Origin of the sequence: Cryobacterium gelidum, from assembly GCF_004403985.1 — a bacterium.
Taxonomy (GTDB): Bacteria; Actinomycetota; Actinomycetes; order Actinomycetales; family Microbacteriaceae; genus Cryobacterium; species Cryobacterium gelidum.
The window spans coordinates 1-25,509 of sequence record NZ_SOHL01000030.1; the positions used below are offsets into that span (position 1 = coordinate 1).

Sequence of the window (25,509 nt, forward strand, 5' to 3'; positions counted from 1 at the left end):
CAGCGCTCTGCGGCGTCAGCCCGGTCGAGTTCTCGTCAGGAAAAACGACGAAGCGGCGCCTCAATCGCGGTGGGAACCGCCAAGCCAACGCAGCCTTATATCGAATCGTGCTGACGCGATTTCGGTGGGATGAAACCACCCAAAACTACCTACAGAACCGCAGCGCGCAAGGGAAAAGCAAGCGAGACGTCATCCGCTGCCTCAAACGATACCTCGCACGCGAAATCTTCACCATCCTCAAAACCATCCCCGACCAGCACAAAAACCCCGCGCAGCACGAATTGACAACATAGGNACAACATAGGAGCAAGCGAGACGTCATCCGCTGCCTCAAACGATACCTCGCACGCGAAATCTTCACCATCCTCAAAACCATCCCCGACCAGCACAAAAACCCCGCGCAGCACGAATTGACAACATAGGGGCATCAATGCGATGGCCGAGAGCTTCTTCGCGACGCTGAAAACCGAGTTCTACTACCGCCGAGTTTGGCCCACCCGCGACCGCGCCACCCGCGACCGCGCCACCCGCGAAGTCGGCGCCTGGATCGAGGACCGCTATAACCGCCGACGCCGGCACTCCTCGATCGGGCAGATCAGCCCAGTCGACTTCGAACTGCAATACTCGTTAGAGACCGCGGAAGTTCAACTCGCCGCTTAACCCGTGTCCACTAACCGGGGGCAAGGCCAATGTCATCAATGACAATGGGATCCGCGGAGGATGCGCGCGACGACTCGGGTGACGCTGTCGTCAGCGTGGTGGGCGCGCATCAGCGCGCCGAGGTCATCCAAGCGGAACCATGCCACGCGCATGCCGGCCTCGACGACTTGCTGGCCGAGGGCCTCGAAGACGAACGTCTTTCGTGTGCCGGACGGCCCGCAAACGACAATGTTCTCCTTCCGGCTGATCCACTCAAGGGTGCGGAGGGAGTGCTAGGTCGGTAGCGGCATCGAGGACGCGGCCGGGTCCCAACTGTCGAGGTTCTTCCCCGTCGGGAACCAGCGGCCTTCCGTCGGGTAGCGAGCATCGACCGGGACCGGCCGGTGACCTCCTCAACGAGGAGGGCTTTGACGACTTCGGAGGGTTCCCAACGTTGCGTGCAGTTGACCGATCGCGGCCCAGCCAGGGGTTCCTCTAAGTATGGACTGCGCTTCGCTGGCCGTGTGGGCGCTCGCCTCAGGCCCGCGGCGTTCAGAGGTCCTTGTGGGCAAAGCGGTCGCGGATGGCCGCGACGCCGAGGGCTTGGTCGACGTCGGCCTGCTGCGATCTTCGCCAGCGCGACGGCTTCGGCCATCTTCTGCGTGATGCACATCGTGCCCACCGCGGCCGCTTCGAGCAGCCAGGTCCGAGCGCCGGCGCCGATCGCAAAGAACTGCGCCTCGGCCGCGCTTCGCGCTTTCACGGCGTAGTCGCTGAAGATCTTGGGGGCGTGGTCGGGGAAGTGAGCGTCGTCGATGGCCGGGCTGCGGGGCCCGGCGCGGTGGTGCCGAGCGGCTTCGACGGGTCCGTCGTGGCCCTAGTGGACGACGATGACCTGCTCGTCCAGGCCGAAGCCGTGGCTGCGCACGAACACCAGTGCGCCGAGCAGGTACGACGGCACCGAGTATTGCGCGTTCTCGAACGTGACCATCGAGATGTTGTCCGGGACACGGCGGGACATGCCGAAGGAGATGGTGTGGGCAACGTCGGGAACGCGATGTAACCCGGGGTTTCCTCCAAAAGCATCGCGGCGGGTTCACGGCGGGTGGCGCGGTGCTCGCGGTTTTGACGAGGTCCATGAATTCTTGGCAAGCCGTTTCGGTATCGGCAGAGGAGTCGTATTCGGGCCGGGGGTTGGTGTCTTGGGGACGATGTCGGCCTTGGCGAGCTTTACAGATGATTCGACCCCGCGCTTGGGCGCGGGGTTCGCCGGTTGGCAGGTCAGGACCGTGACGCCATAGTGGCAGGCGAATTCAACCGTGGAGACGTTCCCCGCACGGGAACGCCGGCAATATGGGACACGGTGACCGTTTTCTAGTTGTCGGTCAGGACGTAAGTTGGGGCGCCGCCGATGATGCGGAACGTGCAATCCAGCGCCGCGTAAACACTCCGCGCGGTGCAGCCGCGCTCAGGGATTCAAACACTTATCGCCAGGCGCCACACACCCATTGCTTCGCCGCCATCGCGCTACGGAGAGGCATATCTCCCGTCTCTATCGTCGTTAGCATGCCGTGACAACATCATCACGGCACCACACCCGCCAGATGCAGGCCCCGCCAGATCGAATTGCTAAGATCTGCCCCGATTCTGACTCACATCTGAACCGAGACGCCCCGAGTCCGATATACCGCGATCTTCATTCAGTGCCTAATCCTAATATCGTTTCTGTCGTTGCCCCGGCCGAGATGCTGCCCTCAATTTCCTACTTGGCGACTCGCAAGAAACCCTCTACCTGACGTCGCGCAAGTTGTCCGCGTGGTCACGGTACCACTGCACTGTGCTGCGGAGCCCCTCTTCCAAGCCGATCCTAGCGGTCCACCCGATATGAGCGAGTTTGCTAACGTCCAGTAGCTTTTGCGGCGTGCCGTCGGGGTGGTCCGCGTCCCACTCGGTAGTTCCCTTAAAGCCCACTACGCGGCCAATGGTGTCGGCGATCTCGCTGATCGTGACGTCGCAGCCGGTGCCCACGTTAACCTGCTCAGGACCATCGTAGTGATCCAAAAGGTGGAGGCAGGCTTCGGCCATATCGTCCACGTGAAGAAACTCCCGGCGCGGCGTGCCAGTTCCCCAGTTCGTGACGGTCTTTGCGCCAGCCTTCGCAGCTTCCTCGTAACGACGAATTAGCGCTGGTAGAACATGCGAGCCTGTGGGCGAGAAGTTGTCACCGGGACCGTACAAGTTCGTCGGCATTGCCGAGATCCACGGTCGACCGTACTGACGGCGAATCGCTTGGATCTGCAATATCCCTGCAATTTTGGCTATGGCGTACGCATCATTCGTGGGCTCAAGGTGGCCGGTAAGCAGAGAGTCTTCCCGAATGGGCTGTGGCGCTAATCGCGGATAAATGCACGATGAGCCAAGAAACAGGAGCCTTTCGACGCCGTACTTCAATGCCGCGTCGAGCACGTTGACCTGAACGCGCAGGTTGTCGCTCAGAAAATCCACCGGGTACGTACTGTTCGCCAGAATCCCGCCGACCTTGGCCGCTGCAAGCACGACATTCCGAGGCTGGACCTCTTTGAAGAACGCGAACACGGCATCGCGGTCCTTCAAGTCCAGCTCGGCCGACGTACGCCCGACGAGATCCGAAAACCCGTCTGATTCCAAGCGCCGCCAGATGGCGGAGCCAACTAGTCCCCGGTGCCCGGCGACGTAGAACCGAGCATCTCGGTCTAGGGCCGATGCGTTGAATTTGACACGGTCGCGAGCATCCTTAATGGTTTCGGTCATGGTCAATTAACTCCCAGCCCAACGAGGTTTGCCGCGTCCGCCCCGTGGCTGACGGAGCACGCGAACTTGGCTATGTCGGCATCCACCACCATGTGAGCTGAGTCGGGCTTGCCAACCGCGGGCACCCTTATAACTAGAAAATTCTCGGCCATGTGCGACTCGACGTCGCGAGTGAATGCCGTCCTGACAGCCAAATTATTCAAAAGATCCCCCTTTGCCGACAGGCCTTCTAAAAGCCGATCGGCGCCTACTATGTCCCAGGTCAGTCTAAGCGAGTTTTTTGGCCGTCCAACGTCACCCAAGATTTTGCAGATCCGTTCCTCGCACCTCAGTACGCTGACCGCGCGGACTCGGTACTGGTTCCCAAACCTGGAGGGAGTTTGTCACTTGCGCTGGCGGCAGTTGAAAACTCGTTCTATTCAATAGCATTGAGGAGCCGCCGCCCAGTAAATATGCAGGCTGCAGCGTGGATGAGTCCACTTAGCTCGGCAAGTTCACAGCGATGGTCCGTAGAGACTCGAGATAGAAAGCGTCGACATCGCACGGCACACGATCGCGAAAGCCACCAGTTCGGGCAGACTGCTCTTCCCAAGTCTCCGGCCGTGTTTGCCGCAGGAAAAATGTTAAAAACGCACGGTATTACTGAAGAGAATGTACGCCGGACTTGAGCGACCAAGCAATACAGGACCAACGACCGCGCCTACTTATCAGGGCAAACGGAAGAGAAGCGGCCGCTGGTAAGCTAATCGAATCGCTAGTCCTTTTCCATATTTATGAAGACGGTTCGACTCGCGTCCGAAGGGAAACCAAAAATTGCGAGTCGATGGTTCTTTGAAGATTTTGCACTTGGATCATACTCAAGCCCCAGGTGGAGCAGAGCTCGCTCTTCGTCGCACCCTGTCTTACTCGCTTTGGTCCGCCACCATCCTCGTGCCAGCTGACGAAACGAGTATGGAAAACAGCACATTTGAGCGTAGGGCGCAGGTCTTTCGGCTGCGGAAAGTCGGCCCCGCCCAAAACTCAGGTGCAAGTCGGGCGCGAACTGGGATAGCGATTGTCAGGTTTGCCATTCAGATTCTCGGCCAGGCCGTGGCCATTCGTCTGAACAAGGAATTTAGATCTTCAAACATTGTTCACGCGAACACGTCTCGTTCGGCGGTTTACGGAGCAATTGCCTGCTGGGGAACGCGGAAGCCGCTGGTCGTTCACTTGAGGGATTCAGTGGACATTCCGAGTTTGGGCTCCTTTGGATTTCATGCTTTCACAAAATTGGCGTTGCGGAGAGCGAATGGAATCATATCTAACTCCGCGGGAACGTTCGCCTCCGCACAGGCATACGTACGTGCATCTATTCCCACAGTAGTTATTCCTAGCCCAATTGGGCCGATGTTCACGATACCGGCCCAATCCAAGCCCGAGGTTAGCAGAATAGGCATGGTTGCGAGGCTGGATCCGTGGAAAGGACAACGACTTCTGCTTGAGGCCTTCTCCGACAACTTTGCAGGCTCTTCGGTTCGCCTCGTACTCGCAGGCTCGCCCGCATTCGGCAACGAAGCCTTTCTTGCCGAGTTGCGGAAATTGGCCCGGCAGTTGGGAGTGGAAGGTCAGGTCGACTTCCTCGGGCACGTAACCGACGTTGCAAAATGCATTGACAGTCTAGATATTTGCGTGCAGTCGTCCCTGAGGCCGGAACCACTCGGCCAGAACATTCTTCAGTATCTCGCTCGGGGAAAGCCGATCATCGCGGCCAACGAAGGAGGACCAACGGAATGGATCGAGTCGGGGAAGAATGGTATCTTTTTTCAAGCCCGAGATCGAGCCTCCTTGGCGCGTAAACTCTCGACGCTAGCGGAGGATGCAAAGTTACGAGAACGCTTGGCTGACGCGGCTTCGAAAACCGCAGGCTTGATGATTGATGAAGACGTCGCGCACGCGCATTTGGACTTCTTCCGGCGTGTGCTTGACGATCCGAGGATGTCGGATCGCGGCCGGCGCGACGGCCAGACACATAAATGATTTAATTCGAAGCACTGCTGGGCACTCCGGCACACTGCTGGCTGCAGGGATGGGCGCTTCAGCGGAGTGCCAGCTCCGAGAAACCACAATGGACTTCGCGACCACCAGTGGTCTTTGCTCCGCGGATTTGATAGATCGAGGCGATCACGCCTTGGTACCTGTACTGTCTTAGACCGGTTCTGTGAGAAGATTTATTTCTTGGTCTCTTCGGGCCCAACCGATGCATTTCACAATGGGCGCCTGCCTGCCATCTGTCAGAGAACGGCATCGCGAATATATACCCTGCCTGAAGACGTTAGTGCTGGTGTTGGAAAAGGGGAGGGCAATATGTCGATTGCATGCCGGTCGTTCGTTGTCGAGATAGCAATTCACAACTGGGCGGAATTTTGCTAACCGTGCTTGCATGGCCTTCTAGAGTAAACGCTGCAGACAACACATACACAAGTCGCCTTTCAACAGCGCTGGAATTGTGTGGTGTCATTGTTATCGAATTCTCCATCGGTCGAGCACTCTTTTCTTCATATGACGTCCTCCACGTTCACTGGCCAGAGGGAGTCTTAAAGAATGGACGTGGCCGGATAAATGGTCTCGCCCGCATACTTGCGGTAGTTGGTGTCCTATTCGTGGTCAGGTTTGTTAGGCGACGTAAAGTCGTGTGGACGGTTCATAATCTCAGACCGCACGATTTAGACCGCAGGGCGTCACTTGCTCTCCTCAGAGTCGGGCTGGGTTTCACAGTTGGCGGATATATTCACCTCAGCAGTGCCAGTGCACCGATCCTCTCCAAAATCATCACTCGATCCAAACAGTCTCTACAAGCCGTTATCCCCATCGGCCGATATTCAGGTGAATTCTTTCCGTCAGAGCCGCGTGAAACCACGCGCGCGAGGCACGAAATATTCGGCGAAAACCCCTTAGTGGTATTTGTGGGGCAGGTGGCGCGCTACAAGGGGGTGCTGGATCTGGCGCAAGTCGTGCATGCCTCAACGAATAAGGAGCTGCGCCTCATAATCGCGGGACGCTGTGCGGACAGAGACTACGCCCAGGAGATTGAATGCATCGCCTCCGCTGATTCGAGAATCCAATTCAATGATGAGCGTCTGGGGTCGACAGGTTTTGCCAACCTGATGCAGGCAGCAGACGTAGTCGCGTATCCATACACGTCGATTCTCAACAGTGCCTCCGTCCTTCCTCCGCTGGAGACGAGGACTAGGGTACTGGCGCCACGAATCGGTGCAATTCCTGAAATGAGCAAGACCGTGGGCGAGGATTGGATCATCACATATGAACAGCCGTTAACGGGCAGTGCTATTGACGAGGCTCTGCGGACCGCGAGCCTGAAGGGGTCGCCAGATCTCACGGCACTTGAATGGCCGAAAATTGGAATAGACACAAAAGCTTTTTATTTGGCAGTTATGAATTATCAGGGGGAAAATCAAGCGTGAAGAATTACGCTAATAAGGGCACGGGAGGTTTTAGAACCCTGTCCAGCGGGCTGAACCGACTGCGCACCGCCTTCAGAACCCAAAGATTTAGGAGCGCAATCGCAATAGCGATTACGTTCCTACTGCCGCTTGGCTCGTTTGGAGTCGGCGGGATCGCGACTCTTAACTTGGGCATATTGATTTCGTTGGCATGCCTGCCGCTATGGTTTCGGGCGGCAACTTCTTATCTCGGTGCACGAGTGATCCAAGCACTGATGCTTGCATCGATTGTCTGCGGTTTGCTCTTGCTACTCCAAACTTCGACTACTCACGAAATCATTCCACAACGCGCGGCTGCACTGCCCGTGACGATGTTATTCTCCGCTCTAACATTAGGCGTCCTCCTTTGGGCGCGGCAAGCGATCAACCTGGCTTCACTTGGTGTTGCCTATGGAGCTGGCGCGCTACTCGACAGTGTCATTCGAGCTGGCGAATGGGGTGAGAATGGCTGGAAGTACGGATATGCATGGCCGTGCGCTGTAATCGCGCTGTCACTCGTGATTGGCCGAAAAAGAGAACCGCTTTGGACACTCCTGGTCGTTGCGGCCTTGGTCGCGGTCAGTGTGGGAGGCGGCTACCGGAGCCTGGTGGCGTTCGCCGTGGTCGCAGTGGGGCTATATCTTTGCACGCTCTGGAACAAGAACGGCGGCGACCTGAAGCGAGGACTCAGATTCGGGATGTCTGTCCTTGCGATACCCGCCTTGGCGTTTGTCAGCCTTTCCTGGCTATTGCTGGGGGGGGCGCTGGGTTCCATAGCGCAGACGCGTACGCAGGAGCAGATAGCGGAGTCGGGCTCAATTTTGGTTGGTGGGCGCCAAGAATGGGCCGCAGCAGTTGCACTCTTCCGCCAAAGCCCACTTGGATTCGGACCGGGAGTCGTTCCTAATCCGGAGGACGTGGCCGTCGGAAAGCGTGGACTCGAAGCAATCGGTGCCAACGAGGATTCGTACCATATAGACACTTATATGTTTGGTGGTCAGTTTCGTCTTCACGGTATTGTTTCGGATCTGTGGGCAAACTTTGGACTAGTCGGGCTCGCACTATCGTTAGTGCTTCTCGTCGCGATTGCTTGGTTCCTTTGGTATTCGGGTGTAAATGCGTACACCACGGGTCTGCAGACACTCTTGGCAGTTTGGGTAGCTTGGGACATATTTTTTTCTCCGTTCGACTCGAATTGGCGTTACTTGATTTTTGCTCTTTCCCTCCTTCTCCTTCTCCGGAAAAATCATCCTCAGCAAGAGGATCGGCGGGCGGCTTTCGAGTTTGGGCAAAAGTCTGGTCCAGAGTTGTCGCCCGCGCAGCACTCATAACTCTGTCCTGTTGGTCGGTGACCAGGAGCACCGTCGAGTGCTTGCGCTTTTGCAGCACCGCCCCTATCTTGCCTCCATTGCGAATATTGGCCTTGAAAGGGGCTGCAGGTGGTGCAGGTGAGCGCCTTTACAAGATTCCATTTGGCGCACGTGTGCGTCAGCGTTGGTGCGGGTGAGCACCACCCGTTGAGAAGGCAGATTGGCGCTGCGTCGATCTTCTGAACGGGCGCCGCCCAGGAATACCCAACTATCGCCGGTCACGACGACTGCCCGATGGTAACAACGAACCTGCCCACTCATGCCAACAGATCAGCCACGCGGGGCTTGGCAGCATCGTCTATGCACGAAAGCGACAGATGGGTCATCACCGTCGTCACGGGCTGCGAGGGCTTGCTTAGGCCTGCGCCAGCCAGCGAGGACGTCCCGGCCTCCGGGCCAGGCTCGAACCAAAGCCTGCCCAGTCCGCGGCGGTCTGAGTCTGCCGAGGGCGTCAGGGGTTCAATCCACGCGTTTGCTGGTGCGCTCTCGCACGATCCCCCGGCGCTGAACCACTCCATTCGCTTGCGCTCAGGACTTTAAATACTCAGCCAACATCGACGAACACGTCGTCGCTAACAAAGTTTTCGAGCACGTCTCCTCGTAGCCTCGTCTCCGGCGTCAGTCTCGGCCCCATGCTACGAACAACCTCGGCTTTGGACCTAATCGAACCCCTGCCCGTGATCACGCGACGGCAATGAGTCTGGTACCGACGGCCCCGGTAATCAGCGAACGGGACAACAGTCATACCGGTCCCGACAGGCCGACACCGTCAGACCGTCAGACCGTCAGACCGTCAGATACTGCGAGGTTATGAACAAGGTGACGAGGCATCGAATGCAACAGTTCGGGGTCGGGCTCAGCCGCCCAACCCCGTTCCGCTGATCAAAGTCGCATTTCGATACTTGGGGTAATATTCCGGCTATGACGGTCCGGCTACTTTTTTATACATACCAAAGCCCTACGGCCGTCCTAGACCCACATACGTCCAGCTAGCGGCTCTCCACGCTGCTGCATCTAATGCGTTTCGCCCGTCAATAATTACGGGAGTGCGCACCAGGGTTTTCGCCCAGGCAGGATCAATGCTGAGGTACTCGGGCCATTCCGTCACGAGTACCACGGCATCAGCGTCGCGCAGCGCTTCCTCGATCGCCACACAGTAGGTGAGCTGCGGGTGGCGCGCGCGCGAGTTCTCTATACCTTGCGGGTCAGTTGCCACGACCCGCGCGCCGAGACCGCTGAGTTGAACCGCGACGTCAAGCGCTGGAGAGTCCCGCACGTCGTCGGAGTTTGGCTTGAAGCTGAGACCCAACACTGCGACGTTCGCCTCATAGACCGGGCGCCCAACTTGCGACACCGTCAAGGTCACAACTCGCTGGCGGCGCCTCAGGTTGATCGAGTCCACCTCCTTCAGGAAGGCTACGGATTCACTTCGGCCCAACTCTTCGGCGCGAGCGGTGAAGGCACGGATATCCTTGGGCAGGCACCCGCCACCAAAGCCGACACCGGCGTTTAGAAACCGCCGACCGATGCGGGCGTCATAGCCGATCGCGTCGGCGAGCTGCGTGACGTCTGCACCTGACACTTCGGCGATTTCAGCCATGGCATTGATGAAACTGATTTTGGTCGCCAGGAAGGCATTGGCAGCCACCTTCACCAACTCGGCGGTGGCATAGTCGGTTACGACCAGAGGGGTGTTCCGTGCAAGCGCGTCGCGATAGACCTCGTTTAGCAGTGCTGTGGCCGTCTTTCCCTCAGCCCCTGACGGTACGCCATACACGAGACGGTCCGGCGAAATCGTGTCAGCAACTGCGAAGCCCTCGCGCAAGAACTCTGGATTCCAGGCCAGCAAGGCGGTGGAGCCCGACGAGGAGATGACCTCAGCCAAGCGCTCTGCGGTACCGACCGGGACCGTGCTCTTACCCACGACTAAATCGCCGTCACCAAGGTGCGGAAGCAGTGCGGCCACTGCAGCATCCACATAGGTAAGATCTGCGGCGTGACTTCCATTCTTTTGCGGAGTGCCGACGGCCACAAAATGCACCTGGGCACCCCGTGCATCGGCCATATCGGTGCTGAAACTGAGCCGACTCGAAGCGATCGCTGAGGTCAGAACTGCTTGGAGTCCCGGTTCAAAAAAGGGCGGCAGACCTAGCGATAGTTGCTTGATCTTCGCCGCATCAATGTCGATTCCGACAACGTCGTGCCCGAGCTCAGCCATTGCCGCCGCGTGGACAGCACCCAAATAGCCACAACCAATTACAGAAATTCTCATGATTCCCCCTCTAGACGTTTTACCAAACTTGACACACCCCCGCCGACACTTTCGTGTGCCCGTTGCCGTTCCGGTACAGGCCATGGGCGTGCACGTGCGCACAAAAAAAGGGGCCGAGCCCGAAGGCCCGACCCCTTTCACAGATCGAAGTAGAAGAAGACTACTTGATGATCTTGGTCACCGTGCCGGCGGCGACGGTACGGCCACCTTCACGGATAGCGAGGCCGAGGCCCTCTCCCACGGCAATCGGCTGAATCAGCGCGACAGTCAGGTCGGTGGTATCGCCAGGCATGACCATCTCGGTGCCCTCGGGCAGCGTGATGACGCCGGTGGTGCGGGAGTAGAAATGCGGGCGGTAGTTCTTGTAGAACGGGTTGTGACGGCCACCCTCGTTCTTGCTGAGGCTGTACGCGGTGCCTTCGAAAGTCGGTGTGCGGCGTAACCGAACCCGAACTGAGCACGCGGGCACAAGTCGCGCCCGTGGTGGCGACCTCATTCTCACGCAGGGGGCAAGCATGACGTCCGATCCACGTATGACTGAGTGAACGACAATCAGGCGGGAAACGTGCGCTCTGGACGCACCCGCGACCGACCTAAGCGCATGCGACCGCAGGATCGACTGCAGCAGCACCCTAATCTTGCAGATCAACCCTGGGTGATGCCGGCGGCTACTCGGGGGCCCTGGTCGGGGCAGCTCTTGGCGGCAGATTCAGCCAGCACGCGCTGCGCCATCACCTGACGGGACTGGTCGGAGAGGCCCGTGGTTGGGTATTGCGTGAGCACGCGGTCCACGATTTGTGGGATGGACACGGCGGAGTACTCCTGCAGGCTGCTGCACACCAGCACGCTGTACACACTTACGGTGCTAGCGACGATGTCATCCAGACTATGCTGTTCTGACTTCTGCGTGGGTGTGGGGCTCGGCGTGGGCAGTGCTATCGGCGCGGGAGTGGGAGTGGCCGTGACTCGGGCCACGGCGGCCGGCTCCGCGGGAGCGGGAGCGACCAGGCGCGGCACGATCACCACGGCAAGAATGCCCACAATGACAACCACCATCACCAATAAGATGCGCATTTCAAGCTTTGATAGCTGCATACGACGACACTAACCGAAACTTTCTCACCGTGTCTGCGGGCGTCGCGCCACGGCATCCGTTGGGAATGCGCCCGACAACCGGCAGGGCGTCGCGGGTACAAAAAAGGGCCGAGCCCGAAGGCCCGACCCCTTTTTAGAGATCGAAGTAGAAGAAGACTACTTGATGATCTTGGTCACCGTACCGGCGCCGACGGTGCGGCCACCTTCACGGATAGCGAAGCCGAGGCCCTCTTCCATGGCGATCGGCTGAATCAGCGCGACAGTCAGGTCGGTGGTGTCGCCAGGCATGACCATCTCGGTGCCCTCGGGCAGCGTGATGACGCCGGTGACGTCCGTGGTGCGGAAGTAGAACTGCGGGCGATAGTTCGCGTAGAACGGGTTGTGACGGCCACCCTCGTTCTTGCTGAGGATATACGCGGTGCCCTCGAAGTCGGTGTGCGGCGTAACCGAACCCGGCTTGACGACGACCTGGCCGCGCTCAACGTCTTCGCGCTTGGTGCCACGAAGAAGAAGTCCACAGTTCTCGCCGGCCCACGCCTCGTCGAGCTGCTTGTGGAACATCTCAATACCGGTAACCGTGGTCTTCTGCGTCGGGCGGATGCCGACGATCTCGATCTCGGAGTTGATCTTGAGGGTTCCACGCTCGGCGCGGCCCGTAACAACGGTGCCACGACCGGTGATCGTGAAGACGTCCTCGATCGGCATCAAGAACGGCTTGTCCTTGTCGCGGATGGGGTCGGGGATGAAGTCGTCAACGGCCTGCATGAGAGTCAGGATGTTGGCGGTCCACTTCTCGTCGCCCTCGAGCGCCTTGAGTGCGGACACCGGAACGACGGGGGCGTTGTCGCCATCGAAGCCCTGGCTGGAGAGAAGTTCACGAACTTCGAGCTCAACGAGCTCCATGATCTCTTCGTCGTCAACCATGTCGGCCTTGTTCAGCGCGACGAGCAGGGTCGGAACGCCGACCTGCTTGGCGAGAAGAACGTGCTCACGGGTCTGAGCCATCGGGCCGTCAGTAGCGGCAACCACGAGGATTGCGCCGTCCATCTGAGCAGCACCGGTGATCATGTTCTTGATGTAGTCAGCGTGGCCCGGAGCATCGACGTGCGCATAGTGACGCTTGTCGGTCTCGTACTCAACATGCGAAATGTTGATCGTGATGCCGCGCTGGCGTTCTTCCGGAGCCGAGTCAATCGACGCGAAGTCGCGCTGAACGTTGATCTTGGACGGGAACTTATCGGCAAGAACCTTGGAGATCGCTGCAGTCAGCGTGGTCTTTCCGTGGTCAACGTGACCGATCGTTCCGATGTTTACGTGCGGCTTTGTCCGCTCGAACTTGGCCTTGGCCACTGTGGGTCCTCCTCAGGACTCGCTTGCAAATGCACGGCCGCCGTTATGAGCGGCCGGTATGCGCTGGATGTGTCTATTTATGGTACTCGGGCCAGGTGGCCGAAGCGATTCGGCCCGAAGGCCAGAATAGAGGACTATTCGCCCTTGTTCTTGTTGATGATCTCGTCGGCAACTGCCTTCGGGACCTCCGCATAGCTCTCGAACGTCATCGAGTACACCGCGCGGCCTGAGGTCTTCGACCGCAGGTCACCGATGTATCCGAACATTTCCGACAGTGGAACGTGGGCGCGAATTACCTTCACGCCCTGCGCATCCTCCATGGTCTGGATCTGCCCACGACGCGAGTTGAGGTCTCCGATTACGTCACCCATGTATTCCTCAGGGGTACGAACTTCGACCGCCATCAGCGGCTCGAGCAGAACGGGGTTCGCCTTACGAACGGCTTCCTTGAAGCCCATCGAGCCGGCAATCTTGAAGGCCATCTCCGAGGAGTCAACGTCGTGCGCAGCACCGTCAAGCAGGCTGGCTCGAACGCCCACCATCGGGTAGCCGGCCAGGACGCCTACGCGCAGCGCATCCTGAATTCCAGCATCCACCGAGGGGATGTACTCACGCGGGATACGGCCACCGGTGACCTTGTTGAGAAACTCGTACGACTTCTCAGCAGTGATTTCCATCGGCTCGATCGCGATCTGAATCTTCGCGAACTGGCCGGATCCACCGGTCTGCTTCTTGTGCGTGTAGTCGTGACGCTCAACGGCCTTGCGGATCGTTTCGCGGTACGCCACCTGGGGCTTGCCGACGTTCGCCTCAACGTTGAATTCACGCTTCATGCGGTCGACGAGGATGTCCAGGTGAAGTTCACCCATTCCCTTGATTACCGTCTGGCCAGTTTCCTGGTTCTGCTCGGTACGGAAGGTGGGGTCTTCTTCGGCAAGCTTCTGAATGGCAAGGCCCAGCTTTTCCTGGTCCTGCTTGGTCTTGGGCTCGATAGCGACCTCGATAACCGGGTCAGGGAACGTCATGGACTCGAGTACAACCTGAGCGTTCGGGTCGCACAGGGTGTCGCCCGTGGTGGTGTCCTTGAGGCCGATGACCGCGTAGATGTGACCGGCGGTGACGAAACCGACCGGGTTCTCCTTGTTGGCGTGCATCTGGAAGATCTTGCCGATGCGCTCCTTCTTGCCCTTGGTCGAGTTGATGACCTGGGCTCCAGAGTCGAGACGGCCCGAGTACACGCGCACATAGGTGAGGCGACCGAAGAACGGGTGCACCGCAACCTTGAATGCGAGAGCCGTGAACGGCTCCTCGGCATCCGGGTGACGCATGATGACCTTCTCCTCGTCGCGAACGTCGTGCGCCTCAATGGCGGCCACGTCGAGCGGGGTGGGGAGGTAGTCAACGACAGCATCGAGCATCGGCTGAACGCCGCGGTTCTTGAACGCAGAACCGCAGAGAACCGGGTAGATCTCGCTGTTGATGGTGAGCTTGCGGATGGCGCCCTTGATCTCGGCAACCGTCAGCTCTTCGCCGGCGAAGTAACGCTCCATGAGGTCGTCGTCGGTTTCGGCGACGGTCTCGAGCAGAAGCTTGCGGTACTCGGCAGCCTTCTCCACGAGGTCGGCGGGGATCTCTTCGATGGCGTACTTCGAGCCCATCTCCACGTCACCCTTGGAGTCGCCACGCCAGGTCAGCGCACGCATCTGCACGAGGTCAACGACACCCTCGAAGTCAGACTCTGCACCGATCGGCAACTGGATAACCAGCGGCTTTGCGCCGAGGCGCTTGATGATGGTGTCGACCGTGAAGTAGAAGTCGGCGCCGAGCTTGTCCATCTTGTTGACGAAGCAAATGCGGGGCACGTCGTATTTGTCGGCCTGACGCCACACGGTTTCGGACTGGGGCTCAACGCCCTCCTTGCCGTCGAACACGGCAACGGCACCGTCGAGAACGCGGAGCGAACGCTCCACCTCCACGGTGAAGTCCACGTGTCCGGGGGTGTCGATGATGTTGATCTGGTTGTTGTCCCAGAAACAGGTCGTCGCAGCGGAGGTGATCGTGATGCCACGTTCCTGCTCCTGCGCCATCCAGTCCATCGTCGAGGCGCCGTCGTGGGTCTCGCCGATCTTGTGGTTTACACCCGTGTAGAACAGGATGCGCTCAGTTGTGGTGGTCTTGCCAGCATCAATGTGAGCCATGATGCCGATGTTGCGGACCTTACTCAGGTCGGTGAGCACGTCAAGTGCCACGGGGGTCCTCCAGCGGGTAGGGGTGGGAATGCGGAACAAGGCCGTGAGCATCCGCCTTTTCAGCGGGCAGGCGCGTGCCGACGCAAGCCGGCACGCGCCTGAACCGATGATCAGGAATGCTCGATAGACGAACTACCAGCGGTAGTGAGCGAAGGCCTTGTTCGCTTCAGCCATCTTGTGAGTGTCTTCACGACGCTTGACAGCGGCACCGAGGCCGTTGCTCGCGTCGAGGATCTCGTTGGTGAGGCGCTCGGTCATGGTCTTCTCGCGACGCGCCTTGGCGTAGCTGGTCAACCAGCGCAGGGCCAGGGTGTTGGCGCGGTGCGGCTTGACCTCAACCGGAACCTGGTACGTGGAACCACCGACGCGGCGCGAACGCACCTCGAGGGTCGGACGAACGTTGTCGAGTGCCTTCTTCAGCGTGACAACGGCATCCAGCTCGTTCTTGGCGGAGACACCGGCGAGGGCATCGTAAACGATGCGCTCGGCGAGGCCCTTTTTGCCATCGAGAAGGATCTTGTTGACGAGCTGGCTGACGATGGGTGCACCGTAAACCGGGTCGGCAATGACAGGGCGCTTGGGAGCGGGTCCTTTACGAGGCATTACTTCTTCTCCATCTTTGCGCCGTAGCGGCTACGTGCCTGCTTGCGGTTCTTGACGGCCTGGGTGTCCAGCGCGCCGCGAATGATTTTGTAACGCACACCGGGGAGGTCCTTAACACGGCCTCCGCGCACAAGCACCATGGAGTGCTCCTGCAGGTTGTGGCCCTCGCCGGGAATGTAGGCGGTGACCTCGGTGCCGTTGGAGAGCTTGACGCGGGCGACCTTGCGCAGAGCCGAGTTCGGCTTCTTCGGGGTGGTCGTGTACACGCGGGTGCAAACGCCGCGCTGCTGCGGGTTGGACTTCAGGGCGGGAGCCTTGGTCTTGGTGACCTTGGGGCTACGGCCCTTTCTGACCAACTGCTGAATGGTGGGCACTAATTACTCCTTGTTATTGCTGCACGGTGACAGCTTTGTGATGGTTAGCATTCGACCTCGCGATCGAGTTCATCTGGACCCGCTTGAACCCACACGATTGCTCGTGCGTGTTTTGGTGGGTATGCCGTGGGGGTTAGCTCGAAGAGTCAACCCTGCATGTGTGGAATTTCGCCCTAACCTGGTGCTACCTCGATGCGAACATCGGGAGGGCATAATTCAGGCGCACGACAAAGCGCACACTGCGTAATCCTAGCCCGGCGGAGCATCTACGGTCAAATGGGTTGCGCCCCGCATGCTGCCGCTTCGTGCGATCCGTTATGCGTGCCTGGCCCAGGCAGCGGATGCGGCGGCTCGGCTAGGGATTACGCGGCCAGAGCGGGGAATCGAGGGTGCTTTCCAGGTCGGCGAGCAGGGCCTGCACCTGGGGCTCGACGAACTGGGCGATCGCAGCGAGGAGGCGGGGCCGCTGCTGGGTGAGCTCGGCGCAGACTCGACGGCCGACCTGGGTGGCAAACGTGTCGGCGAGGCGCAACTCGGCGCTGAGCGCCGCCTTCTCCTCCGGGGTGAGCGGGGGCAGGAGGGCGGACTGCTCGTCGTCGTCGTTGGCCTGTGTGGGCGTCGGCTGGGGGTCGGCGGGCTGCTGGTCGGCGGGCTGCTGGTCGGCGAGCTGCTGGTCGGCGAGCTCGCTGAAGGTGAAGAGGTAGGGGGCATCCGCTGTCGGTTGCGGATCGAGGTCGAGGCCACGAAACTCCGGGTCGAGGCCCTCGGCGGGCCGGTAGGCTCGGGCAGATTCGCGGCGCTCGCTCAGGTTGAGTTCGTGCGCGAGCAACGGCAGGTTGAGCTCGGTGTATTCGTCGACCGACGCGTCGATCACAATCCTCATGCGCATCGACAGCGCGTGCTGCACGACGTGGGGCACGTCGACGGCGAGCCCGGCGGCAGAAACGATGGGCGAGCCGAAGCATTGCCGGCACAGTCGGGACCGCCCGCGATGAGTCGCGGGGCGCCAGCGGGTGATCCAGCGCAGCCAGTTCTCCACCTCGTGCTCGACGCGCGTCTCGATGGACCTGTCCATAGTGCCTAAGAGTACTCGCCCGGCGTGCTTTCCGAGATGTCAAGAATGGCCCAAGCGCGCGGCTAGTTGTTGTCGTTTTTCTCCCAGGGCCACGCGGGGGCGCCGGAGCCCGCGGGTTTGGCCAGGAGCACGGCGAAGAACAGAAAGGCGATGAGCCAGCCACTGACCGCGATGGCGATTGCGAACGGGCTCGTCATTTCACCGCCTATGAAGACGACCGAGCGAAAGAGTTCCCCGGCGCCGAGGCTGTAGAGGACTCCCCCGGAGATGCAATAGCCGAGGTACGCGGCCACGCCGGCCATGAAAATCGGCAGCGGCGGTATGTGCCTCAGGCGCTCGGGCGAGCGCAGAACCGCGCTAAGAACGACCCAGACCAGCGCGAGGGCCGCGATGGTGACCATGATGGGGCCGAGGAGGGCGCCGGCATCCGTTTGGTTGATGACGTCACGATTGAGCAGCAGACTGAGCACTCCGAACGCCGCCACGATGAAGGCCGCGTAGAGGGCGGCCGCGAAGGCCGCCATGGTGATCGCGTACTTTCGGTATTCCCGCATGGCACCAGCGTAGGCCCACCGGTGAAGCGAGCGAAGCCCCGGCTGCCGAAAGGGCAGCCGGGGCCGGAAAGCGCGAATCGAACGCTAGGGTCGTGTTACCTGCGGGCCCTCGGCGAGCAGACGCTCGTATTCGGTGCGCGCCTCGAGGTTGCGGGCGGTGACGCGGCGTCCGCGGTGGGCGATCCAGGCTCCGGCCCAGATCGGTACCTCGCGGGCGATGAGGCCGGCGGCAATGGCGCCGGGGTTCAGCCACAGGGACTGCACGATGCGGCCCATTTCGGCGGGGCTGAGGCCGTCGGCCCGGCCGTCGATCACGAGGCCGAGCAGCGCTCCGCCTATATAGGAGAAATACACCACGGCGCCGACGACGAATCCGAAGAGTACGTAGCCCCACCAGCCGCCCCGATTGATCAGGGCGATCAGGCCGCTGTAGGCGAGGAAGAAGAAGATGACGGGAATGTAGAACACCGGCAGCGAGGCAAAGGCGGTGAAGCCGGCCACGGTCATGGCGATGGTCGCGCTCGTCACACCGATGATAATGAACGCTGCGACGGCGTAGAGCACCGCGAAGACCACCGTGGCGAGCAGGGCGATCAGGATGCCGCCGCCCCGGTTGCCGCGGTCCTTGGGCTTGGTGGGCGCCTGCACGTAGATGGGCGATTGGGCCTGCGGCGTGTACGACGGCGCCGTGTTGACGGGAGCGTCATCGACGGGCGGCGCGGCAGCCGCGGTTGTTGTGGCGACGTACGCCACCGGCGCGATCAGAACTTCGTGATCAGGATCGACGGTGGAGCTGTTCGCCGGCACGGTTTCGGCGGGCGCAGAAGTGTGTGCGTAGTCGTCGGCGAGGCTCGGCGCGGAGGCGTCGGCATCGGCATCGGTCGAAGACGTGAGAGGCAGGTGGCGGGCGGGAGCGGAGGCGGGCGTCTCGTCGCCGCGTTCGGCCGCGCTCAGGTTGGCATTGATGGCGTCGTAGTCGATGACTAGGGGTTCGTGCTCAGGCTCCGGCACGACAGTCTCGTTCGCGCCCGACTCCGGGGCGGCGTGGTCGGGGGCACCGGTCTGGTCGGTGGACGTGGGCTCTCGGCTCGCCGGATCGGGCGCTGCTGCAGCATCCGGCTCATGATTCTTCTTGCCGTCGGTTGGCGTGTTGTCGCTCATGCTGAACTCCTTGTGGCCTTCGCCGTGACTGACCTCCACTGTACCAATCGTGCGCTTGAATTCCGGGACACGTCGACACGCGGCGCATCTTTCGATCGAGTCGACAGCCAGCAGCCTCGTGGTTACGGAGGCGAAACGCAGGACGCCCTGAACAAGTGTTGCGCGATGGAATTCGCGCCCGAATTCATTCGATCACGCCCAATGTAGGGCTCAACGACCGTATGTTTGCACCCCCCATTCTGGGTAATGCACCCGCCACCAGTGGCCCATATCTTTTCGTTCACCGAGCGACTACCTAGGTCAGCTCCACACAGAATGGAAAACCCGTGAAGTTCTATACCAAGGTCCAGGCCCTCATCAACAGCATGCGCAGCGAGGAAGAAGGCGCCACCGCGGTGGAGTACGGCCTGATGGTCTCCCTGATTGCCGTCGCCGTCATCGTCGCCGTCACCCTGATCGGCACGAACCTCAACACCATGTTCGGCAACGTCGCGACCAGAATTCGCGTCACTCCCTAAGTTCCCTCGCCACATTCGGCCGATGCTCGGTCACCCGCACGATCGTGTAGTGGCGGCGGCTTCCCGTTCGAAGTCGCCGCTACACACAACTACCGCCCACCCGAAGGGGCACAGACATGCTTCATCAGCGCATCAAACCAGGCGAACGCGGCGCGGCAGCGGTGGAGTTCGCACTCATCCTCCCCGTGCTTCTCGTCCTGGTCATGGGTCTCATCGAGTTCAGCCTGCTCTTCAACAACCAAATCTCCCTGACCAACGCGGCCCGCGAGGGTGCCAGGTTCATGGCCATCAAAAACAATTCGGCGAACGCGAAGTCCGCCGTTATCGCGGCGGCACCGTCGGTCAACCCGCGGATCTCCGCCGGCGATATCAGCGTCAGCCCGTCGAACTGTACGTCCGGCTCGACCGTGACCGTGACCATCGTCTACAACGCACGGCTCCTCACCGGATTTTTTGGCACCGTCCTGCCACTGACCGGCAAGGGGGTAATGCTGTGCGGTGGTTGAATTCCCGACTCCGCTCGGAGCGCGGCGCGAGCGCCGTCTTCTTAGGCATCCTGCTGGTACCGCTTATTGGCTTCCTGGCCATTGCACTCGACGTCGGCGCCCTCTACGCCGAACGCGCCCAGCTGCAAAACGGGGCGGACGCCGCGGCCCTCGCGATCGCCCGGGACTGCGCTGACGGCGTCTGCAGTAACTCCTCAGGCTTGGCAGCCGGCTACACCAATGCGAATGCCAATGACGGCGCCGCCAACGTTCTCGCGCCGCACATCAACCTGATCGACCAAACCGTCACGGTGTCCGACTCGACCCGAACCGACACCGGGGCGAATGCCATCCGACATCCGTTCGCCTCGCTCATCGGCATAGACTCGACGACCGTTGGCGCCACCGCTACCGCGGAGTGGGGCCCACCCGGCGACGGCCCGGCAGTTTTACCACTCGCACTCTCGTACTGTGAGTTTCTACTGTTCGGCTCCCTCATCAACGAGGTCAAGATCACGATTCGTTACGATGAAAACCATCCGTGCAGGCGGGATGGCCATGACATCCCGGGCGGGTTCGGCTGGCTCGACCAGGTTCCCGGCCAGTGCGACGTACTGGTAGACCTCGACGCCGCCGAGGTGCCAAGCCGACCCGGTAACAGCCAGCCTGTTGACTGTGAGGAAACTCTGGCCAACCTTGAGGGTCGAACGATCCTCATTCCCATTTTCGATTCGTCCACCGGCACCGGCGCTAACGGGGTCTTCCACATTTACGCCTTCGCGTCCTTCAAGGTCACCGGCTGGAAATTCGGCGGCGGAAACCGCATGCCACTCGTGAACGTCGATAACTACCCGGGGTGTCTCTGCACTGGCGGCGACTATCGATTCATCCAGGGATACTTCCAAGACTGGGTGTCCGTGGACAGCGCCTTCGAACTCGGCGGACCCAACCTCAACGCCGACGCCGTCAGACTTATCAATTAGGAGAAGCCATGAAAACCCGACTCATTGGAGCAATCCTTGCGATCGTGCTTGCCGTCGTCGGCACCGTCGTGCTCACCGGATATGTGCAGGGCGCAGATGCCCGTGCCACCAACGGCGCCGAGATGGTATCCGTCTATGTCGTGACCGAAGAGATCCCCGCCGGTACCGCCGCGGAGAAGATTGGCGAGCTCATCGCCGAGAAGAAGATGCCCGCGGTTGCCGCAGTGCCCGGTCGCGTAACAAAGCTGAGCGCCCTGGCCGGCCGGGTGGCGGATACCACCCTCCAGCCCGGCGAGCAGCTCCTCACCTCACGCTGGGTGAACTCGGCCGAGCTCGCCGCCCGCGGCGACGTCAAAGTGCCTGATGGCATGCAGGCCGTGACCATCGCGCTTCCCGTCGAACATGTCGTCGGCGGCACCATCAAGGCGGGAGACACCGTCGGCGTCGTGATCACCGCGTCGATCAAGCCCGCTGGCGGCAGCGAGGAGCGGCCGGTGAGCAAGCAGGTCTTCCATAAGGTGCTCGTGACCGCTGTACAGGAAGGAACCATGACGTCGCCCGCGAAGGGTCAGGACGGAGCCGATGCGGCGTCCGAGCCGGTCAGCTCGGTCATGGTCACCCTCGCCCGCACCACGCCAGACATCGAGAAACTCGTCTGGGGCCAGGAGTTCGGCTCCGTGTGGCTCACCCTGGATAACGCGAAGGCCGAGGAGACCGGCTCACGCATCGTCGACGGCAACGCGGTGTTCGAATGAGTCGCTTACTACTCATCGGCAACAGCCATGGATTCGAGACCCGTCTCAACATTCTGCTCGGAGCCGCTCTCAGCCTGGTCAAGGGGCAGTTTCTGGCCTTCGGACCCTCGGCCGTGCTCGACCGACTGCACGCGGCAGACCGACCGGACGTGGCCCTGCTCGGATCGGCTCTCTCCCTCGCGCAAACGAACGTACTCTCGACCGGACTCGCCATCCTCTACCCCGGCGTGGGCATCGTGATCGTGCGCGGAAACCGGGCGGGAACCGACCAGTGGGTCTCCGATCTGACCATCCACACGGTCCTAAGCCCGAGCGACGAGCAGGCGGTGGCTCCCACACCCACCGGTGCCCGGTACTCCTGCGGTGTACCGTGCAGCGTGCGTAATCCGCACCGGCCAGACGCGGAGAAAACACCGCAACTTGCGCTCGAATCGGACTTTTTTCCGGCTTCAGCCAAGGAGCCCGACGTCGCCACGCTCATTCCGCCGGCCATCGAGACGGTCGCCGCGGCCGCCGGCATCCGCTGCCAGGTCATCGCCGTCGTGTCGGCCAAGGGTGGCGTCGGCAAGACGACGGTCGCCACCAACCTCGCCGTGGGACTGGCCAAGCAGGCGCCAATGTCGGTGGTGCTCGTCGATGCCGACGTGCAGTTCGGCGACGTCGCCACTGCCCTGTCTCTGTCGCCCGTGCATACCCTTCCCGACGCGGTCACGGAAGCAGCGCAACTCGACACGATGGTGCTCAAGACCTACCTCACCCCGCACGAGCGCGGCTTCTATACCGTGTGCGGTGCGAACACCCCGGTCGAAGGGGACCGGGTGACCGGCGACCAGCTCAGCCATCTGATCAAGCAACTCAGAGAAGTGTTCCGATTCGTCGTGATCGACACGGCGCCCGGGCTCGGCGACCACGCCCTGGCCGCGCTCGAGCTGGCTACCGACGCCGTGATCGTCTGCGACATGTCGGTACCGAGTGCGCGAGGACTGCGCAAGGAGCTGGCCGCACTGGTGAGTATCGGCATAATGCCTTCCGCCCGCCACGTCGTGCTGAATCTGGGCGACCACACCAGTGGCATTTCCGTGCGCGATATTGAGGCGACGATCGGAGCGCCGGTAGATATCGCCATTCGGCGATCCAAGTTGGTGGCATTGTCGACGAACCGTGGCGTGCCGATCCTGGCTGACGGTGCCAGAAACCCCGCATCAACCGCGCTCACCGCTCTGGTGCGCCGATTCGACCCATCGGCTTCGCTCAAACGCGGCCGCCTACACCGAAGGGTGGTTGTGGCATGAAACTGACCGAACGAGCGGATGCGGCACGGGAAAAAGGCCCCCAGCATCGCTTTGACAAGCACGCCCCGGTTTTAGGCGCGGTGAAAATTGACTATAGCGAGCCGGCCGCGGCCAAGACTGCTGTGAGACCGCTGTCCATTTCAGCAGCGGATGTCCAGTCCCTCCTAGTGCCGGTGCCATTGCCGGTGCCGGTGCCGGTGGTCGCGCCTGCACCCCCGGTTGATCCCCTCGCCGAGATCAAGGAGCGAGCCGCCCAAGAGCTGTTCGAGCGCATCGGAACGCGCCTCAATGACCCCAGCCTGAGCGAAGAGCAGCTACATGCCTACGCAAGAGCCGAGCTGGGCAACATCGTTTCAGCCGAACAGGTACCGCTCAGCTCCGACGAGCGCTCCCGCCTCATCGCCGAGATCGATGCCGACGTTCTCGGGTATGGTCCGCTCGACGTCTTGCTCGCTGATGAGGCCGTATCCGAGATCATGGTCAACGGCCATGAACAGATTTTCGTCGAGAGAAACGGGCGCCTCAGCCTCAGCCCCTCCCGCTTCACAAGCGAAGCCCAGCTGCGGCGAGTGATCGAGCGGATCGTCTCCAAGGTCGGTCGGCGCATCGATGAGTCGTCGCCGCTGGTGGATGCGCGCCTCGCCGATGGCTCACGCGTCAACGCGATCATCCCGCCACTAGCCGTCGACGGCTCCTCGCTGACCATCCGCAAATTCTCCCGTGAGCCGCTTACGGTCACAGACTTGATCGAATTCGGCACGTTGAGCGCGGACATGGCGGAGTTACTCGATGCCTGCGTAAAAGCGAAGCTCAACATCATCGTCTCCGGGGGAACCGGAACCGGCAAGACGACCCTGCTCAACGTGCTGTCCGGCTACATTCCGCCCGACGAGCGCATCATCACGATCGAAGACGCCGTGGAGCTGCAGCTTCAACAGGAACACGTCATCCGTCTCGAATCACGCCCCGCGAACATCGAGGGCAAAGGTGAAATCACCATCCGCGATCTGGTGCGCAACTCCCTGCGGATGCGCCCGGATCGGATCGTGATCGGTGAGTGCCGCGGCGGCGAAAGCCTCGACATGCTGCAGGCCATGAACACCGGCCACGACGGGTCCATTTCGACCGTGCACGCCAACTCGCCGCGCGACGCGATCGCGCGGCTGGAAACCCTGGTGCTCATGGCCGGGATGGACCTGCCGCTGCGCGCCATTCGGGAGCAGATCGCCTCAGCGATCGATGTGATCGTGCAGATCAGTCGGCTCAAGGACGGCACCCGCTGCGTCACCCATGTCACCGAGGTGCAGGGCATGGAGGGCGAGATCGTCACTCTGCAAGACGCCTTCGTCTTCGACCACGGCGCTGGCACCGACGCTGACGGACATCTGCTCGGCCACGCGGTCGCCACCGGGGTGCGACCACGGTTTGCCGACAAGTTCCGCGATCTGGGTATTGAGCTCTCGCCGGGTATATTTCAGGCTGAACTGACGACACGAGCACAGCGATGAGCGAGATTATTCTCTACTCCGGGATCGGGGCCGGTTTAATCGCCCTGCTGGTTCTCGTGTTCGTGGTAATCGCGCCGCCGGCCCCCCGCGTGTCTTTGGAACGCCGTCGCGCCCCCGGCGTGATCGAGACGTCCACCCTGACCAAGATGACCGACCGCACGGTCGAAGCGATCGATGGCGCGCTCCGCCGGGGCGGCCGGGCGCCGTTCAGCGCGGCGGAACTGGAGCAGGCGGGCATTCGGATGCAGCCCTCGGGATTCGTGCTCATGGTCATCTCTGCCGCCATCGTTCTGTCGCTGTTCGGACTCATTCTCGGCACCGGCTCACCCTGGGTCGTGCCACTCATGGTCACGTTCGCCGCGTTCGCCCCGATCGGTGCCAAGGTACTGATCAACCTTCGCGCCGGGCGCAGGCGAGCCAAATTCGCCGAACAGCTCGACGAATCACTCACCCTTCTCGCCGGTTCACTGCGCGCTGGCCACAGCCTGCTCCGTGCCGTCGACGCTGCCTCGCACGATACGGAGTCACCGACGGCCGATGAGCTCGCCCGGGTCGTGAACGAAACCCGAATCGGGCGCGATCTGGGCGACGCACTCGACAACACCGCGACGCGGATGCGCAGCGACGATTTTCAATGGGTCGCCCAGGCGATCGCAATCAACCGTGAAGTCGGCGGCAACCTGTCCCAGGTGCTCGACCAGGTGAGCCACACCATCCGTGAACGCAACGAAATTCGGCGGCAGGTGAAAGCGTTGGCCGCGGAGGGCAAGATGAGCGCCTGGGTGCTGATCTTGCTACCCATCGGCGTCTTCACCTTTCTGTTGTTGACCCAGCCGGGCTATTTCGGCGGCTTCTTCAGCAGCATCTGGGGAATCGCCGCCCTCGTCGTCGCCGCCATCCTGCTCGGGATCGGCTCGCTGTGGATGATGGTCGTCGTCAAAGTGAAGTTCTAGGAGA

At 61.1% G+C, this 25,509-nt stretch carries 23 protein-coding genes and 2 pseudogenes; 12 read left to right on the forward strand and 13 right to left on the reverse strand.

All coding sequences use genetic code 11. The annotated features are described in order from the left end of the window. Both E3T50_RS15250 and E3T50_RS15255 read left to right on the forward strand, forming a co-directional pair. Positions 1-293, forward strand: a 293-nt coding sequence (locus E3T50_RS15250; protein WP_166784326.1) for a transposase, incomplete at its 5' end; no start/stop codon positions are given. Positions 294-435: 142 nt separating this feature from the next. Continuing rightward, positions 436-660 carry an integrase core domain-containing protein gene (locus tag E3T50_RS15255; protein WP_134553178.1) on the forward strand — a complete coding sequence of 75 codons (225 nt, stop codon included), beginning with the start codon at positions 436-438 and terminating at the stop codon, positions 658-660. 35 nt (positions 661-695) lie between these two features. Here the strand turns inward: E3T50_RS15255 and E3T50_RS16705 are convergent, their stop codons facing one another. The 3 genes and pseudogenes from E3T50_RS16705 to E3T50_RS15265 form a co-directional block, all read right to left on the reverse strand. Continuing rightward, complete coding sequence (locus E3T50_RS16705; RefSeq protein WP_338145373.1) at positions 696-908, reverse strand: ATP-binding protein; 213 nt, start codon at positions 906-908, stop codon at positions 696-698. A gap of 144 nt (positions 909-1,052) precedes the next feature. Continuing rightward, positions 1,053-2,106, reverse strand: a pseudogene (locus tag E3T50_RS16880) (transposase); the annotation flags it as partial. 321 nt (positions 2,107-2,427) lie between these two features. Then, complete coding sequence (locus tag E3T50_RS15265; RefSeq protein ID WP_134553180.1) at positions 2,428-3,429, reverse strand: GDP-L-fucose synthase family protein; 1,002 nt, start codon at positions 3,427-3,429, stop codon at positions 2,428-2,430. Positions 3,430-4,815: 1,386 nt separating this feature from the next. Between E3T50_RS15265 and E3T50_RS16710 the strand changes: the two genes are divergently transcribed. The 3 genes from E3T50_RS16710 to E3T50_RS15280 all read left to right on the forward strand — a co-directional run bounded on the left by E3T50_RS16710 (position 4,816) and on the right by E3T50_RS15280 (position 8,239). Next, a complete protein-coding gene (locus E3T50_RS16710; RefSeq protein ID WP_241990966.1) occupies positions 4,816-5,445 on the forward strand; it encodes a glycosyltransferase in 630 nt (209 codons plus the stop codon). A gap of 653 nt (positions 5,446-6,098) precedes the next feature. Next, positions 6,099-6,890, forward strand: a complete 792-nt coding sequence (locus E3T50_RS15275; protein ID WP_166784328.1) for a glycosyltransferase — start codon at positions 6,099-6,101, stop codon at positions 6,888-6,890. Next, positions 6,815-8,239: a hypothetical protein gene (locus E3T50_RS15280; RefSeq protein WP_134553186.1), complete on the forward strand. Its 1,425-nt coding sequence runs from the start codon at positions 6,815-6,817 to the stop codon at positions 8,237-8,239. Before E3T50_RS15275 ends, E3T50_RS15280 begins: the two co-directional genes overlap by 76 nt. A gap of 997 nt (positions 8,240-9,236) precedes the next feature. Here the strand turns inward: E3T50_RS15280 and E3T50_RS15285 are convergent. From E3T50_RS15285 to E3T50_RS15330, 10 genes and pseudogenes are all read right to left on the reverse strand, one after another. Continuing rightward, positions 9,237-10,550, reverse strand: coding sequence for a UDP-glucose dehydrogenase family protein (locus tag E3T50_RS15285; protein ID WP_134553188.1), 1,314 nt, complete (start codon positions 10,548-10,550; stop codon positions 9,237-9,239). Positions 10,551-10,710: 160 nt separating this feature from the next. Continuing rightward, a pseudogene (locus E3T50_RS15290) lies at positions 10,711-11,002 on the reverse strand (EF-Tu C-terminal domain-related protein); the annotation flags it as partial. A gap of 193 nt (positions 11,003-11,195) precedes the next feature. After that, positions 11,196-11,624 carry a hypothetical protein gene (locus E3T50_RS15295; protein WP_134553190.1) on the reverse strand — a complete coding sequence of 143 codons (429 nt, stop codon included), beginning with the start codon at positions 11,622-11,624 and terminating at the stop codon, positions 11,196-11,198. A 177-nt stretch (positions 11,625-11,801) separates the two neighbouring features. Continuing rightward, the gene (tuf, locus tag E3T50_RS15300; RefSeq protein ID WP_104127849.1) at positions 11,802-12,995 is read right to left on the reverse strand and encodes an elongation factor Tu; all 1,194 of its coding nucleotides are present in this window, start codon (positions 12,993-12,995) and stop codon (positions 11,802-11,804) included. 134 nt (positions 12,996-13,129) lie between these two features. Next, positions 13,130-15,244: an elongation factor G gene (gene fusA, locus E3T50_RS15305; protein WP_134463324.1), complete on the reverse strand. Its 2,115-nt coding sequence runs from the start codon at positions 15,242-15,244 to the stop codon at positions 13,130-13,132. Between the two features lie 132 nt (positions 15,245-15,376). Further along, a complete protein-coding gene (rpsG, locus tag E3T50_RS15310; RefSeq protein WP_092107221.1) occupies positions 15,377-15,847 on the reverse strand; it encodes a 30S ribosomal protein S7 in 471 nt (156 codons plus the stop codon). After that, on the reverse strand, positions 15,847-16,221 hold the full coding sequence (rpsL, locus tag E3T50_RS15315) for a 30S ribosomal protein S12 (RefSeq protein ID WP_035834602.1): 375 nt from the start codon (positions 16,219-16,221) through the stop codon (positions 15,847-15,849). The genes rpsG and rpsL overlap by 1 nt, the downstream gene beginning before the upstream one ends. 355 nt (positions 16,222-16,576) lie before the next feature. After that, positions 16,577-17,296 (reverse strand): spermidine/putrescine ABC transporter substrate-binding protein, encoded by a 720-nt coding sequence (locus E3T50_RS15320; RefSeq protein ID WP_134553192.1) that lies wholly within the window; start codon positions 17,294-17,296, stop codon positions 16,577-16,579. Positions 17,297-17,358: 62 nt separating this feature from the next. Further along, positions 17,359-17,850 (reverse strand): DUF6121 family protein, encoded by a 492-nt coding sequence (locus E3T50_RS15325; RefSeq protein WP_134553194.1) that lies wholly within the window; start codon positions 17,848-17,850, stop codon positions 17,359-17,361. An 84-nt stretch (positions 17,851-17,934) separates the two neighbouring features. After that, positions 17,935-19,011 (reverse strand): hypothetical protein, encoded by a 1,077-nt coding sequence (locus E3T50_RS15330; protein WP_134553196.1) that lies wholly within the window; start codon positions 19,009-19,011, stop codon positions 17,935-17,937. 326 nt (positions 19,012-19,337) lie between these two features. On the opposite strand from E3T50_RS15330, the gene E3T50_RS15335 reads away from it, so the two are divergent. From E3T50_RS15335 to E3T50_RS15365, 7 genes are all read left to right on the forward strand, one after another. After that, on the forward strand, positions 19,338-19,529 hold the full coding sequence (locus E3T50_RS15335; RefSeq protein WP_241990967.1) for a Flp family type IVb pilin: 192 nt from the start codon (positions 19,338-19,340) through the stop codon (positions 19,527-19,529). Positions 19,530-19,645: 116 nt separating this feature from the next. Further along, positions 19,646-20,035 (forward strand): TadE/TadG family type IV pilus assembly protein, encoded by a 390-nt coding sequence (locus E3T50_RS15340; RefSeq protein WP_134463316.1) that lies wholly within the window; start codon positions 19,646-19,648, stop codon positions 20,033-20,035. Further along, complete coding sequence (locus E3T50_RS15345; protein ID WP_206751318.1) at positions 20,023-20,997, forward strand: TadE/TadG family type IV pilus assembly protein; 975 nt, start codon at positions 20,023-20,025, stop codon at positions 20,995-20,997. The genes E3T50_RS15340 and E3T50_RS15345 overlap by 13 nt, the downstream gene beginning before the upstream one ends. An 8-nt stretch (positions 20,998-21,005) precedes the next feature. Beyond that, complete coding sequence (cpaB, locus tag E3T50_RS15350) at positions 21,006-21,752, forward strand: Flp pilus assembly protein CpaB (RefSeq protein ID WP_134553198.1); 747 nt, start codon at positions 21,006-21,008, stop codon at positions 21,750-21,752. After that, positions 21,749-23,044, forward strand: coding sequence for a CpaE/TadZ family protein (locus E3T50_RS15355; RefSeq protein WP_134553200.1), 1,296 nt, complete (start codon positions 21,749-21,751; stop codon positions 23,042-23,044). Before cpaB ends, E3T50_RS15355 begins: the two co-directional genes overlap by 4 nt. Then, positions 23,041-24,552 (forward strand): TadA family conjugal transfer-associated ATPase, encoded by a 1,512-nt coding sequence (locus E3T50_RS15360; RefSeq protein ID WP_134553202.1) that lies wholly within the window; start codon positions 23,041-23,043, stop codon positions 24,550-24,552. The genes E3T50_RS15355 and E3T50_RS15360 overlap by 4 nt, the downstream gene beginning before the upstream one ends. After that, on the forward strand, positions 24,549-25,505 hold the full coding sequence (locus E3T50_RS15365; protein WP_134553204.1) for a type II secretion system F family protein: 957 nt from the start codon (positions 24,549-24,551) through the stop codon (positions 25,503-25,505). Before E3T50_RS15360 ends, E3T50_RS15365 begins: the two co-directional genes overlap by 4 nt. Positions 25,506-25,509 lie beyond the last annotated feature (4 nt).

Coding starts and splice junctions, on each gene's coding strand:
- E3T50_RS15295 (WP_134553190.1), bottom strand. CDS start 11,624: ATGCGCATCTTATTGGTGATGGTGGTTGTCATTGTGGGCATTCTTGCC.
- E3T50_RS15325 (WP_134553194.1), bottom strand. CDS start 17,850: ATGCGGGAATACCGAAAGTACGCGATCACCATGGCGGCCTTCGCGGCC.
- E3T50_RS15340 (WP_134463316.1), top strand. CDS start 19,646: ATGCTTCATCAGCGCATCAAACCAGGCGAACGCGGCGCGGCAGCGGTG.
- E3T50_RS15360 (WP_134553202.1), top strand. CDS start 23,041: ATGAAACTGACCGAACGAGCGGATGCGGCACGGGAAAAAGGCCCCCAG.
- E3T50_RS15285 (WP_134553188.1), bottom strand. CDS start 10,550: ATGAGAATTTCTGTAATTGGTTGTGGCTATTTGGGTGCTGTCCACGCG.
- E3T50_RS15280 (WP_134553186.1), top strand. CDS start 6,815: ATGGCCGAAAATTGGAATAGACACAAAAGCTTTTTATTTGGCAGTTAT.
- E3T50_RS15365 (WP_134553204.1), top strand. CDS start 24,549: ATGAGCGAGATTATTCTCTACTCCGGGATCGGGGCCGGTTTAATCGCC.
- E3T50_RS16710 (WP_241990966.1), top strand. CDS start 4,816: ATGTTCACGATACCGGCCCAATCCAAGCCCGAGGTTAGCAGAATAGGC.
- rpsG (WP_092107221.1), bottom strand. CDS start 15,847: ATGCCTCGTAAAGGACCCGCTCCCAAGCGCCCTGTCATTGCCGACCCG.
- E3T50_RS15255 (WP_134553178.1), top strand. CDS start 436: ATGGCCGAGAGCTTCTTCGCGACGCTGAAAACCGAGTTCTACTACCGC.
- E3T50_RS15355 (WP_134553200.1), top strand. CDS start 21,749: ATGAGTCGCTTACTACTCATCGGCAACAGCCATGGATTCGAGACCCGT.
- cpaB (WP_134553198.1), top strand. CDS start 21,006: ATGAAAACCCGACTCATTGGAGCAATCCTTGCGATCGTGCTTGCCGTC.
- E3T50_RS15320 (WP_134553192.1), bottom strand. CDS start 17,296: ATGGACAGGTCCATCGAGACGCGCGTCGAGCACGAGGTGGAGAACTGG.
- E3T50_RS15265 (WP_134553180.1), bottom strand. CDS start 3,429: ATGACCGAAACCATTAAGGATGCTCGCGACCGTGTCAAATTCAACGCA.
- E3T50_RS15330 (WP_134553196.1), bottom strand. CDS start 19,011: ATGAGCGACAACACGCCAACCGACGGCAAGAAGAATCATGAGCCGGAT.